Source organism: Primorskyibacter flagellatus (assembly GCF_048268605.1).
In the GTDB taxonomy this organism is placed as follows: Bacteria; Pseudomonadota; Alphaproteobacteria; order Rhodobacterales; family Rhodobacteraceae; genus Primorskyibacter; species Primorskyibacter flagellatus.
On record NZ_JBLWVF010000004.1, the window covers coordinates 1 to 12,626 of the forward strand.

The 12,626-nt window shown below is 58.2% G+C and carries 13 protein-coding genes and 1 riboswitch; of the genes, 8 read left to right on the plus strand and 5 right to left on the minus strand.

All coding sequences use genetic code 11. The annotated features are described in order from the left end of the window. Positions 1–162: 162 nt before the first annotated feature. Genes ACN0WV_RS06335 through ACN0WV_RS06345 form a run of 3 tightly spaced genes read right to left on the minus strand, consistent with a single transcriptional unit; the run spans position 163 to position 3,457 of the window. Positions 163–1,215: a response regulator gene (locus tag ACN0WV_RS06335; protein WP_417604419.1), complete on the minus strand. Its 1,053-nt coding sequence runs from the start codon at positions 1,213–1,215 to the stop codon at positions 163–165. After that, positions 1,212–2,984, minus strand: coding sequence for a sensor histidine kinase (locus tag ACN0WV_RS06340; RefSeq protein ID WP_417604421.1), 1,773 nt, complete (start codon positions 2,982–2,984; stop codon positions 1,212–1,214). Before ACN0WV_RS06340 ends, ACN0WV_RS06335 begins: the two co-directional genes overlap by 4 nt. Then, positions 2,981–3,457 carry a putative pterin-binding protein gene (locus tag ACN0WV_RS06345; RefSeq protein ID WP_417604423.1) on the minus strand — a complete coding sequence of 159 codons (477 nt, stop codon included), beginning with the start codon at positions 3,455–3,457 and terminating at the stop codon, positions 2,981–2,983. Before ACN0WV_RS06345 ends, ACN0WV_RS06340 begins: the two co-directional genes overlap by 4 nt. A gap of 184 nt (positions 3,458–3,641) precedes the next feature. Between ACN0WV_RS06345 and ACN0WV_RS06350 the strand changes: the two genes are divergently transcribed. The 5 genes from ACN0WV_RS06350 (at position 3,642) to ACN0WV_RS06370 (ending at position 8,524) form a co-directional block, all read left to right on the plus strand. Continuing rightward, positions 3,642–4,010, plus strand: a complete 369-nt coding sequence (locus ACN0WV_RS06350; protein ID WP_417604425.1) for a hypothetical protein — start codon at positions 3,642–3,644, stop codon at positions 4,008–4,010. A 59-nt stretch (positions 4,011–4,069) separates the two neighbouring features. Continuing rightward, a complete protein-coding gene (locus ACN0WV_RS06355; RefSeq protein ID WP_417604427.1) occupies positions 4,070–5,026 on the plus strand; it encodes a hypothetical protein in 957 nt (318 codons plus the stop codon). Positions 5,027–5,075: 49 nt separating this feature from the next. Further along, the gene (locus tag ACN0WV_RS06360; RefSeq protein ID WP_417604429.1) at positions 5,076–6,182 is read left to right on the plus strand and encodes a hypothetical protein; all 1,107 of its coding nucleotides are present in this window, start codon (positions 5,076–5,078) and stop codon (positions 6,180–6,182) included. A gap of 75 nt (positions 6,183–6,257) precedes the next feature. Next, positions 6,258–7,751 carry a VWA domain-containing protein gene (locus ACN0WV_RS06365; protein WP_417604431.1) on the plus strand — a complete coding sequence of 498 codons (1,494 nt, stop codon included), beginning with the start codon at positions 6,258–6,260 and terminating at the stop codon, positions 7,749–7,751. Continuing rightward, on the plus strand, positions 7,751–8,524 hold the full coding sequence (locus ACN0WV_RS06370; protein ID WP_417604433.1) for an SH3 domain-containing protein: 774 nt from the start codon (positions 7,751–7,753) through the stop codon (positions 8,522–8,524). Before ACN0WV_RS06365 ends, ACN0WV_RS06370 begins: the two co-directional genes overlap by 1 nt. Positions 8,525–8,731: 207 nt before the next feature. Here the strand turns inward: ACN0WV_RS06370 and ACN0WV_RS06375 are convergent, their stop codons facing one another. Both ACN0WV_RS06375 and ACN0WV_RS06380 read right to left on the minus strand, forming a co-directional pair. Then, positions 8,732–9,457, minus strand: coding sequence for an SH3 domain-containing protein (locus tag ACN0WV_RS06375; protein ID WP_417604435.1), 726 nt, complete (start codon positions 9,455–9,457; stop codon positions 8,732–8,734). 91 nt (positions 9,458–9,548) lie between these two features. Then, positions 9,549–10,529: a hypothetical protein gene (locus ACN0WV_RS06380; protein WP_417604437.1), complete on the minus strand. Its 981-nt coding sequence runs from the start codon at positions 10,527–10,529 to the stop codon at positions 9,549–9,551. Between the two features lie 414 nt (positions 10,530–10,943). After that, positions 10,944–11,044: riboswitch (TPP riboswitch) on the plus strand. A gap of 45 nt (positions 11,045–11,089) precedes the next feature. Here ACN0WV_RS06380 and ACN0WV_RS06385 point away from each other — a divergent pair. Genes ACN0WV_RS06385 through thiS form a run of 3 tightly spaced genes read left to right on the plus strand, consistent with a single transcriptional unit; the run spans position 11,090 to position 12,625 of the window. Then, complete coding sequence (locus tag ACN0WV_RS06385) at positions 11,090–11,473, plus strand: bifunctional hydroxymethylpyrimidine kinase/phosphomethylpyrimidine kinase (RefSeq protein ID WP_268876746.1); 384 nt, start codon at positions 11,090–11,092, stop codon at positions 11,471–11,473. Continuing rightward, a complete protein-coding gene (locus ACN0WV_RS06390; protein WP_417604439.1) occupies positions 11,470–12,447 on the plus strand; it encodes an FAD-dependent oxidoreductase in 978 nt (325 codons plus the stop codon). Before ACN0WV_RS06385 ends, ACN0WV_RS06390 begins: the two co-directional genes overlap by 4 nt. After that, a complete protein-coding gene (gene thiS / locus ACN0WV_RS06395; RefSeq protein WP_417604441.1) occupies positions 12,431–12,625 on the plus strand; it encodes a sulfur carrier protein ThiS in 195 nt (64 codons plus the stop codon). Before ACN0WV_RS06390 ends, thiS begins: the two co-directional genes overlap by 17 nt. Position 12,626: the final 1 nt, after the last annotated feature.

The following is a 12,626-nucleotide window of genomic DNA, read 5'->3' on the forward strand; positions in this document are numbered from 1 at the left end:
CTCGTTCGCTTCATTGTCCGTCCTCAGGTTGGGTCGGACTCTAATCGACGGTGGAGGAAAAATCCCATGGCAGGTCAGACATCACGTCCGTCCGACTTTGGGTGCGCTTTTTGTCAACATGACCTAGGTTTGATGGGGCAGTGACCCGGCACAGTAAATACCCTACTCTGATCGGATCATCATCGGACCAGCAAGGATCAACGCAATCAGGTCGGCCTGGCGATTTGTGCCGGTTTTTTGAAAAAGGTTTCGCAGGTGGAACGACAAGGTCGTTTGCGTCACGCCCAATTCCTTTGCTACATCGGAAGAGCGGTTTCCGCGGGCTAAAGACCCGGCGACTCGCGCTTCGGTTGGTGTCAGATCGAAAATCTCCATGAGCAATGCTTCTGGAATCCGCCTTTTCTGATCTGGCGTAGAAATGAACAGCGCAACATGCGGGCTGCCTTTGTTGGCCTTGCCGGATTGGGGCAGGCTGCACACGACGACCGAAATCACGCCGGTTTCCCCTGATTGCTGCAAATTAATGCCAACAACATTCTCTTTTCCGCTTTTTGCCAACCCCACAGCATCACCAATAGCGCGCTTCAAGTCTCTGTTTGATAGCGGATCAGTCGAAAAAAATCCGTCTTGATCGAGCTCGATGGTATCGGTGGTGGCAACCATGCGCTTGGCGGCGTGATTGCAGTGGACGGGTTTCGCGGTCCCGTCCAGCAACACTGCTCCGAGGGCGATAAGGTTGAGGGCCGCCTCCGCACCGGTGCTGGACAGGCTGGCAAGTGCTTCACGCAAGGCGGTAATTTCGCTCTCGTGTTGATTTCGAATACGATCAACCTGACGCACCCGCGCGGCGATGGTCGCCAGCATCAGGTCATAGTCGACGGGCTTGACCAGATAATCGTCGGCACCCAGAAGCTTTCCTCTGATCATCTCAGAGGGTTCCGACATCGCGGTCAGGAAGACGAAAGGCACTGCGAACAATTCTGGCCGCATGCTCCGGATTTCGTGCAGCACACCGTAGCCGTCCAGACCCGGCATCGTTATATCGCAAAGCAACAGATCAGGTGAAGCACTTGCCAGCAGATCCAATGCTTCGTCGCCCGAGCACGCGGCGAGGGTGCGATATCCGGCTTCCTGCAATTCCTCGACTATGTCATTTCGCAATGCCCTTTCGTCTTCGACGACAAGGATCAGCGCCTGGTCTGCCGTGCGGCTCATGTCTCGCCTTTCTTGAAGCGGAGCAGTGTCATGCGAAACGTCACGCCGGCGACATCGGGTTGCAAAGTGACATCGCCCCCCTGCAATCGTGCCAATGCGCGTGCCATGAACAGACCAATCCCGGTACCAACGACACCGACGCTATTCGCGCCGCGATAGTTGCGATCAAAAATCTGGGTCCGCTCATTTTCGGGAATAGTATGGCCGGTATTGGACACATCACAAAACAGCCACTGCGCATCTGCGTGCAGAACAACGGATACAGAGGTTTCCGACGCTGCATACTTGATGCCGTTCGACAGAAGGTTTTCCAAGATGTGTTCGGCATGGGCCGGATCGCAGAACGCCGCAACCGATCCTGATACATCGAACCGCAGGTCAATCTTGGACGTGGGCGTCGTTTCACGCTGTCGAGCGCAGACCGTCCGGATGATTTCGCCAAGGTCACATTCTACCCGGCGCGCGCCCATTTGGCCTGCATCAAGACGTGCTGCATCCAGTGTGCTTTCCACCAACCGCGTGAGACCGGCAATGGCGTTTCTCGCGCGGCCCGCGCGTTCGACCACCTCATCCGGTTTCGCATGTGGGCCCCTGCGAATGAGACGTTGCAAGGCGGAATCCGCGACTGCGAGAGGCGTGCGGAATTGATGCGAGATCATGGCGGCAAAGTTCCGGTAAATTTCACCAGCCGACCGTTCCCGAAGCAACGCGTCGTCCAATTCACGGGTGCGCTCGGCCACTAGGTACTCCAATCGATCACGGTCTTGCGCATCTTTCTGGTGAACAGCATATCGATCAGAGGCATCATTAATGAACAGGATCGCTCCGAGGATATCTTCTTCGTTACGCATTGGGAAAAACCGCAGATCCACATAGAGCGGCTCGTCTGCATCCTTGCGAAAAAGCGGCTGAAGCATATGCCGCGAGGTTTCACCTTGCAGCGCGCTCTTGATCCCCTCGCGCACCGGCGTTGTGTCGAAAAAGCCGGCGATCCTGTCTAACGGCTGGTTGACAGCGTCTTCACCGCTCGTTTCCAGCAATTGTGTCATCGCGCTATTCCACATGGTACATCGCGTGGATTGATCTACGGCCAAGATGCCTTCGCCGCTGGACGAAACAAGTAGTGCCGAAAAATCCCTTTCGCGCCGCAACATCCGGTTGCGCTGGCGCGTTTGGCGCAGCGCCAAAACAAGTATCACCGCCAAAATGCCGCCAGCCATCATAATCCCGATCAGCGAGGCAATAATCTGGCGCAACTGGTCGCGATAGGTCTCTAGCCGCCCGCCCAACTCGTCCCATTCAGCTATCATCGCAGCATTTGCTGCCCGCCCGAAAAGGCGTGGAAACGGTGCCAATTCTACGCGCAGCGGCGCACCGTCACCGGGCGCAAACTCCGCGATCATTGGTGCAATTGAAGCAAGAGTCCCGGACAGGTGATCCAGATCGTCGCTAAAGCCGGTATGTTCAAGAAACCGGCGCTGTGGCCCGTCATTGAGCAAGGCAAACCGGCTGACGAGAAGATCGAAACGCAGGGAAAGATCGTCGCGCGTGGCTTCTCCCAGATCTGCCAGTGCCACGGTCTCGGATAGGCGAAGTGCGGCGACTTCGCTTTGGTGCAGCACCCATAGCATGTTCTGCTCTGCGTCCACGCGCATGTCCTTCTCGATCTCGAACATCCGGATCAAGGAAAAGGTCAACAGCATCGCAAAAACCACAAAGGCCGCGAGTGGCAGGATCAGTCTGAGTGTGGGATTTTGAGAATACGTCATTGCACGTCGAGTTGATAGAGCTGCCAGACCCAGCGATAATCAAAGCGAATATCCTGCAAGGCACGGTGGTCATCGCGCGGATAAACAATCCAGAACGGCCCTTTATCGGCGCGGCGTAGTGCCTTTCCGTCCATGTGCGTGGCGACGATCACGTCGTAGTCGTAGAAATCATTCATCGGGATCTCCACTGAGTAATCGTTCAGCGCGACTGCAGTGACGCTGGTACCTGTTGCGCCCAGGTGGTCCAGAAGATCGCGCATCAGGAACCCGGTGAAGCTGTGCGTGCCGTCGGTGATGACCGTCGATGTCTTGATCGTGACCGCCGAAAGGTCGTCCAGGGCTGCGCGATCCAAGGTAACGGGTGCTTTGGCGAACTGTCCTGTCACGTGCAAGGATAGCGCGGGTTGATCCGCGGATGTGGCAATACTGGCCAGCATCAAGCCACAGGCCAAAGCGGCGACTTTGATGAACATTGTGGCATTCTCCCATTGTCCGGTTGCTTGATCAGTGGTCTTCGCGTGCCGGTGCAAGCATTTTACGATAGAATTTATTTGTCGTCCCCCTCTGAACGAACGGGGCACGACCCGGACAGACCGTGCAAGATTAAAGTGAAACCTTGCAACTTGCGAGCGCACCAAACATGGCCGGAGTAGACCTATGCTGAACATCGTCCCACATTTCAGGATTGTTGGAGTCGCTGGGTTTGTTTTGCTGTCGAGTTGCGGCACACCAGAATACCGAGCTGAAAAAAGTCATTGTGAAGCGGAGTGGATGCTTAAGATTCCGCCGGTCTATCGACAAGAGATTGTCACCAAATACCGCAACGAAGAACGACCGACCGGCGAAACGGTCTGCGAAACAACCGGGACAACTACCAATTGCAAGCCGGTCTTGAAAACGGTTTCGGTTCCCTACACGGCGGTGGAAACCGTCGATATCAAGAAAGCGCAACGCGGCCCGCAGATATCATCCTGCACCGCGCGGGCGTGCGTGGCAAAATACGGCAATAGCAAGTGCGAGGGGTAATCTCAGCGCATGAAACAGTTTTTTTAGGCAGGCAATGTAGCTTTAAGCGGGAGAGGGAAATGTGGGATTTTAGTATTGGTGGTGCGCTCGGAATGATGGTGCGCACGATGCCGTTTATCCTGTTGCGCATGGCGGTCTATTTCGGGATCTCGCTGGGCTATATTCTGATAACCGGCGTCGGTGCCGGTGTCGGCTGGGGTGTCGGTGGGTTTGGCGACGAAGAGTTTCGCGCCACGACAACAATGTGGGGCGGTTTTGCGGGCTTTGGAATTTTTGGCGTCTTTATGTATTGGGCGCGCGAATATATTCTTTACATCGTCAAGGCCGGACACATTGCTGTTTTGATTGAATTGATCGACGGCAAGCCGATGCCAGATGGCCGCAGTCAGATCAACCATGCAACAGCCGTGGTCAAAGAGCGGTTTCCGCAGGCCAGCGTGTTGTTCGCCGTCGATCAATTGATCAAAGGCGTTGTGCGCGCCATTTCGGGATTGGTGCGCGGCATCTTGACCATTCTGCCGATCCCCGGCGCGCAACAGATTGGTGGCCTTATATCCGCGTTCTTGCGTGTCGCTGTCGGGTTCGTTGACGAAGTGATCCTTGCCTATGCCATCCGCACGAATTCGACAAATGCATGGGGGTCCGCGAAAGTGGCGCTCGTGCTCTATGCGCAGAACTACAAACCGATGCTTAAAAATGCGGCATGGCTGGCAATTATCGTCTACGGCCTGAGCTTTATCGTGTTCCTTCTCATGCTCGCGCCAGCGGCGCTGGTGGTCTACCTGATGCCCGGCGCATGGGCGGCAGGCGGCGTGGTATTCGCGCTGCTGTTCGCATGGAGCGTGAAAGCGGCACTGCTAGAACCTTTTGCCATCACCTGTATGATGCAGGTCTATTTCCAGACAATTGAAGGTCAGCAGCCGAACCCTGAATGGGAAGCCAAGCTGGAGCAGATGTCAGGTAAATTCCGCAAGCTGAAGGATCGCGCGTTTGGCGTAGATGCAGCGGCAACATGATAAATATCACAGGATTTGACGTCCATAAAGTTGCTAAGGGAGGTGCGGAATGAATAATTCCACACGGATATCACTGGCGCTCGCATTTGTTGCGATGTTACCGCAGGCAGCCGTGGCGAACATTGTTTGCGAGGGCACCTATGAATTCTTCAACGGCAAGGACACGATTAACGCAATTCCCGGTGAAGCCCCAGAAAATGGTGTGCGGGCGGCAGAGCTTTACAACGCCAACCGCGGTGCCTGGCTGGGTCACTTCATGGGCAAACCCAAAAGCGAAGGCCTGCACGAGGTCGAGGTCAGCCAGTGCGGCCGCCAGTTCCTCCTGACCCAAGGGTCGAAAAAGATGCTGTTCCTGCAATCGATCCTGGATGAAACGCTGTATGTGGCGCAGGATATCGGCACGAACGAGGCGGAATTGACGCTGCGGGTCGTCGATCATCGGATCATGGTCGGTTCAGTCAAGGGGAAATCCCACGGCTTTGCCTTCAACATGCCCGTGGCGATGGAGCCGCGCGATGTCACCGTGCCTGATATGAAGGGCTGTTTTGACGACCCGGTGCCCGAGGGCAAAGAGGTGGTCGGCGACCGGTTGATCGTGGACCCCGCCATGCGTGACGAAGTGATCGACATTGTCGCGGCAGAACTGGGCGTGCCACGCGCGCAGGCCGAGCGATATATCTCGGCCCCTCGCTTTGAGAAGAAAACCCGCCAATCCGATACTGGCGTGACCGAAATCCTGCCGGGCGAACCGAACTGCCCGATCGAACTGGCCGGGGTGAAAAACTGTTATGTCCACCCATCTGACACAACGAACACCGTGAATGCCTTCGTGTTGCTTGATGAGGACGGGCGCCTGTTGCCCGTCACGATGGAAGGGGCGACATCGAACCGGCCGCGTGTTTATGATCCGGGCGTCGATGATCTCTGCGCGCCGAAAGCGACCGTGCCACCGGCGGATCAATTCTTGCAGTTCATGTTCATGCCGTACGAGGACACTGGCCACAACGACGTTCAGGCCATTCTAGGAGATGCAAGGACAGGTCTTTACAAAAAAACGCATCGATCTGACGGCAAATCCAAGGGGCGACGCGGGCGGGAGGAAGCCGCCGATGAGGCCTATCAGGCCGTCGGCGCGCCGGTCACGGGATTGCATTAGTCACGTCGCGTTCGACACAAAGCCCGGCACGAAACCACGCAATACAAAAGAGTACCTTCAGCAAGGAATGAGCGCATGAAACAGATCGTATCGAGAATTGCGGCGATGGCGATGACGGCCTGCGTTGCCGCGGCCGCCGGTCCCGCGATGGCGCAAGAGGACGTGGTGATCGTCTATGATGCATCCGGGTCGATGTGGGGTCAGATCGACGGTACCAGCAAGATCGAGATCGCGCGGGATGTCCTGGGCGATCTGGTGACGGATTGGGATGACAACACCAATCTGGGTCTTGTTGCTTATGGTCACCGCGCGGAAGGCGACTGCACTGATATCGAAACAATGGTCGCCCCGGGCCCGCTTGACCGCGCAGCCTTTATCGCCAAGGTCAACGCAATTAATCCCGTAGGTAAAACGCCGATTTCCGCCTCTGTCAGCCATGCCGCCGACCTTTTGTCCTACCGTGACAATCCGGCGACGGTGGTCCTGATTTCTGACGGGGTGGAAACCTGCAACGCCGATCCCTGCGCATTGTCCGCGCAGCTTGCAAAGCAAGGCGTCGCGTTTACCGTTCATGTGGTGGGCTTTGATCTGGATGACGCGGCCAACGCCAGTCTGTCCTGCATTGCCGAAAATACCGGCGGCGTTTTTCTGCCCGCCAGCAATGCAGCCGAATTGACCGACGCCTTGGCGCAAGTCCAAAGCGCCATGGTCCTGAAGCCGGTGACACCCGAACCCGTCGCAGAGGAACCCGCGCTGCCTGAAGTCACGCTAACCGGTCCGCAACAGGTCACGACCGGAGCGGTGTTTGACGTTGCGTGGAGCAAAACCATCAACGCGCGCGACTATATCACCATTGTGCCGATGGGGTCGGATCCGGGCACCTCTACGGACTACATCCGCGCGAAAACCGACACTGCGGGCAAACTGACCGCGCCGGCGGAAACGGGCCTTTACGAGCTGCGTTACGTTCTTGACACCGGTGCCGTCACACTGGCCAGCGCCCCGATCGAAGTCGTCGAGGCAGAGGTCGGTATTTCCGGCCCAGGGGTAGTGCGTGCGGGGACTGAAATTGACGTTACCTGGTCAAGCAACGTCAACGCGCGTGATTTCATCACCATCGTGCCGATGGGGGCGGATGAAGGCAGCTACGCTGATTATATTCGCGTGAATTCGGTAACGCAGGGCAAATTGACAGCACCTGACACCACCGGTTTGTATGAATTGCGCTATGTGCTTGATAAGGGCGCGCGCACTTTGGCAAGCGCGCCATTGGAAGTCGTCGGTGCCGACGCGCCATTAGACGATGGGGCTGGGCTGAGTGTGCCAGCGACTGCCGCGCCGGGTGAAACGATCACGGTGACATGGGCTCTGCAAAGCGACAGCGCCGATCAGCGCATTGCACTTGCACGCAAGGACCAGCCTGACTTCAGTTGGATTTCGGTGCAATCAATCGGTGACGTGGCTTCCATGCAGATCACACTGCCCGAAGAAACCGGTCTCTATGAAGTCCGGTTTCTGGATGTCGCGGGTGGCGCGCTTTTGGGCCGGTCCGTTGTGGAGGTAAAATGATGTTCTGCAAAATTTTGAGCAGTGTCACTCTAGTGTTGGGTTTTGCAGCCACTGCGGCATTTTCGCAGATCGACGGCCACGGACCGGGCCGTTGGAAAGTGACCGGCGTAGCCGCAGATGACGTGTTGAATGCCCGCATGGGACCGGGAACCATGTATCCGGTAATCGAGACGTTCGCACCCGATACGCGCGAGTTGGAACAGATCACCTGCGTGCCTTATTACACATTGCGCCATTATAGTGCGATGACCGAGGCACAAATCAGCGCATTACCGCAGCGCTGGTGCCTGATGCGCGACAGCGAGATGAGGCGCGCAGGCTGGGTCGCCGGACGGTTTATCAAGCCAGACGGCGAGGATACGACCATTCCACCGTTGGACATGATGAAACAAACCGGCGACCCGCTGCTAGATCAGGCACAGGCGCTGGTGCGCGAGTTGTATATCGTTTTTGAAATGGGCGGAGAGCCGGGCGACAATCCGTTCTTTCCACCGACAGCCGCGCGATACTTCTTTGCTGACATGGTGCCTGACCTTTCGGGGCACGGCAGTGACGTGCTCTATGATGCGCAGGACTTTCAGGGGCAGGTGACGCGGATCGCACCCGATGATGAACAACCAATGTTTCGGGGTGTGATCACGATCAATGTCGATTTCACCAATTTCGGACAGCAAGGCCGCGCGGTGTTCAGTTTGCGTGCGGATACATCCCAACCCGGCGCACCGTTCCGGATTTTCCGGGTGGAGCATGGGGATTGGAGCTTTCCACAATGACATTTTTAAAGACCGGATGTGCAGCCAGTGACGCAAAGTCAGATGGTAACCGGGGACGTCCGGAATCTGAACTATGCTATCCGGCAGCATAAGGCCATTTCAGCGGTGTTCCGGATGATAGTCACGCAAAGCCTATAGCGGACCAGGCCCGAACCGGGCGGCTATTGGTAAGTCCGCTGTACAGTGCTTATTCAACAGCTGGATCTGCTAATCCCTCACACAAGAAAAGCTCACGAGATGGGCGGAGACGATCTTGTCTCTTTCCGACTGCACCGGAAAGTTCACATGCACCGATTGTCCCAGTCGGTCGTTATGCGCAATGCTGTGCCTCTCAAACGCGAGAAGGCGTTGTGAACCATGTCCCTTGTCCGTGCGGTAGGAAATCGCCCCGCGACAGGCAATGAAGACGTGGTCACTGCGGTTCGGATCAAACTCTTGCTGCGACAGTCGCACACGAACGCTGGCGACACATTTTCTTATGCCGCTGTTACCGAACAGCGCCGGGCGGCAGTCGAAATCCAGCTTGCTGACCCGCAGCGGCGCACCGGGCCGATGGGTCTGGTTTTGGTGCTCCGGTCTGGTTCGATGGTGACCCCGAAATATCGGGCGTTTTCTTTCGGTGCCAGTCCTTGCACCTTGCCCTAGAAAACGCGCCGCGACCCAACCATCCGCAGCATGCCCGTCAGCGCCTTGAACGAACACTCTCGCCCAGCCGTCGCGACGGTCAAGGATGCTGACAGACGTTCCATAGGGCAGGGCGCGCAGTACGGAAGACCTCGTATCCGGAGCGGTTCGCAGATTCAGCGCGTCGGCCTGAACATGGGCGTAGCTGCCGACCTCTTGCGCAGAGGCTACGCCAGCGCCAAAGCTCAGACATGTCAGTAGCGCGAGCAATGCGAAGAAGGCTCTTCCCGTAATAAATTTGCCTGTCATTTTCGCGCCCCCATTATCTGATCCGACCTTCCGGCGCTTGGCGTTAACTGTGTCCAATCTGGCAAGCTCACAAGTGATCGGGCACATATCCTCATATCGACACCGAAGCAGTCGGCATCTCGTCTGTGTCCAGATCAAGGTATCCTTCAAGGCCCGCGCGCATTTCGGGTGCCAGATCTTCGGGATGCATGATGCGGGTATAGAACAGTGTGAAATAGACAACCTTGATCGCGGTCACGACACGCGCGAACAACGTGTGCAGCAGGACACTGACAGAGACTACAACAAAGACCGGCAGCCAGTTAAAGACGGTGTCCGGACCGATCGGGCCCAGTTGCGGCATGTTGCGAGAAATTTCGGAAAGCGCCCCGGCCGAAAAGGCATCCGGCATACCGCCGCCAAAGAAAAGGCCAAGAGCAACCCCTGCAAGGCCACCGAAGACATAGAGCGGCTTCATCAGCGAGCCGATCACGCCGCCCATAATGTCGATTCCGAACACACCAGCCAGGGTTTCGGGCACATGATCCTTCAATCGTTTCATTTTGATAACCCCGTCGCCCAGGCTCAGCCGGTCGATCGCGAAAGCCGGTAGCAGGAAGTGGTTTACCAGATCCCATACTTCGACGATGCCGCCCAGTAACATCGCCATCAGGCCGCCTTCCTTGTTTTTGCGGCTGGCCACCCAGACGGCGGCCATGTCCAGCAGGCCAAGGGTGCGGACCTGAGAGCCGAGGCCGGTAATTTCGCGTCGTGCTTCACGCCGGGTGGGCGTGCCACCGGTGGCGGTGCCATATGTCAGGCGGCTGAGCGTCAGTTCGGCGCGGTTGTAAAAAAAGAACTTGTAGATTAACATCACAGCCCCTCCGAGCAGGAACCATGTGCTGTTGCCGTTCTCGTAAACAGCAAGAACAAGCCCGGCGAAGAACAGGCCGGTCATCACCACAGCATAGACCCACATGACAATCAGCGGCCCCAACAACGCGCGATTTCGCCCGACAATGGTGAAAGTGTGCCGGACGAGAAAGCCCAGTTGTGCAAAGCGGGCCTTGAGGTCTGGTTTCGTGAAATCCATGGTTTTCTATCCCCTAATTCTGCTGTTCTAGTCGCCCGCCGATGCAGGAACGGGTTCAACGCGCCTTACCGTCACTCAGCCGGCCGACCGTAACGTCGTCTTCGACCCAAGGTTGTCAAAGTCGGGCTGGTTACGCCCCGTCTGTTCGCAGGGGAAAAGGAAAATATCTTAAATTTAAAAGGGCTGCCCATTAGTTGCGGGCTCGATTGTCTCAAATCCCAGAAAGCGTTGCGTCATGGGTGCCGGGCAGGAGAATACGCGGAGCCACACTTGACGGTGAGATTTCTCGCGTCGGCTCTATGAAGTTGCGCGGTGCTGTTGCGCGCCCCTCCGCGCAGGCGGTCGTTCCGGCGTCCGGGGAAATGTCCACCCACGCGCGGCTTGAACCTCGGCACGGCGACTGCTACCTCATAGGCGAATCCGTTGGGGTGTTCCGTGAGGGACTGAGAGGCGCGAGCCAACCCATCGAACCTGATCCGGACAATACCGGCGGAGGGAACGGAGCACGAGCAGGCTGCGGGGCAACCTCCGCCCGCCTTTTCTCCCTCCTCCCGTCGTCGGTGGAGGAAGAAATGACACCACAGGTCATCAAGATCGGCATGCTTTTCTCGCCCGAGATCGTTGCCGTCCCTGCCGAAGCGGACGCTGATTACAGCGGTCCCGTGATGCGCGATCCGGTGCTGGTCGCAAAGTCGGTCGATGCGCTGCTCGCCGCTTCCGGCACCATCGCGTTGGAGCAGTCAAGGGTCACCACCTGGAATACCCATGACACCGGATGCAGCCTATCCTCGGCCATTACCGCCGAACTGGCAAAAGGCGCGCCGTTGGAAGGCCCGGCCGGGCGTGCGCAGGTCTGGCTGCACGGCGCGATCTGCGCGGCTGATGACCGGGCTATTGGCGGCGGCCACGGCCCGGTCCACCATTTTCACGGATACTGGCCATGACGCGGGCCACCGTCATCGGCGCTGGCGTCGCAGGGCTCTGCGTGGCCACCGAACTGGTCGCCCGAGGCTGCGCGGTCACTGTCTTCGATCCTGTGTTGCAGCCCGGACCACACCATTGTTCATGGTGGGCGGGCGGCATGCTTGCGCCATTCTGCGAAGGCGAAACGGCAGAAGAGCCGGTGGTTCGGCTGGGTCAGCAGGCGGCTCGCTGGTGGGAACGGCAGGGCGTGGGTGTCACGCAGCGCGGCACCGTCGTCGTGGCCCTTAATCGCGACCGTCGCGAACTCGACCGTTTCGCCCGCCGCATTGAGGGCCACACCCTGCTTGACGGTTCCGCCCTTGCAGCACTGGAGCCGGACCTCTCAGACCGCTTCGACCGGGCGCTGCACGTCACCGCCGAGGCTCACCTTGACCCGCGCGCCGCCCTGCGCCACCTTCGAACGCGGCTTGAGCGCGACGGTGTCACCTTCATCGCAGAGCCGGGCCGTGCCGATGGCCTGACCTTCGACTGCCGTGGGCACGCGGCGCGTGACGCGCTTCCCGATCTGCGCGGCGTTAAAGGCGAAATGGTTGTGCTGCGTGCGCCCGACATCCGCCTGACCCGCCCGGTTCGTCTGCTCCACCCGCGCTTTCCGCTTTATGTTGTGCCCCGTGCCGATGGTCATTTCATGCTGGGCGCGACACAGATCGAAAGCGACGATCGCCGCCGGCGCGTTCGGTCTGTGCTGGAACTGCTCTCGGCCGCCTACGCGCTGCATCCCGCCTTTGGCGAGGCCGAACTGATCGAGATCGGTGCCGATGCACGTCCGGCCTTTCCCGATAACCTGCCGCGCCTTGTCCGGCGCGGCGAGACGATCCATGTCAATGGCCTGTTCCGGCACGGTTTTCTGCTCGCGCCTGCGCTTGCACGGATGGCGACTGAACTGGCCTTCGACCAAAGCAAACCGGAGTTTTACTATGCAGATCACGGTTAACGGCACCGCAACCGAGGTGCAGGCGCAAACCCTCGCCGGTGCGCTGGACGAACTGGGCTATCGCGACGCCAAGGTCGCCACCGCCGTCAACGAAAGTTTCGTTCCGGCGACGGCGCGCGACGCCCCCCTTTCCCCTGGCGACCGGATCGAGATCGTCGCCCCGCGGCAGGGAGGCTGAG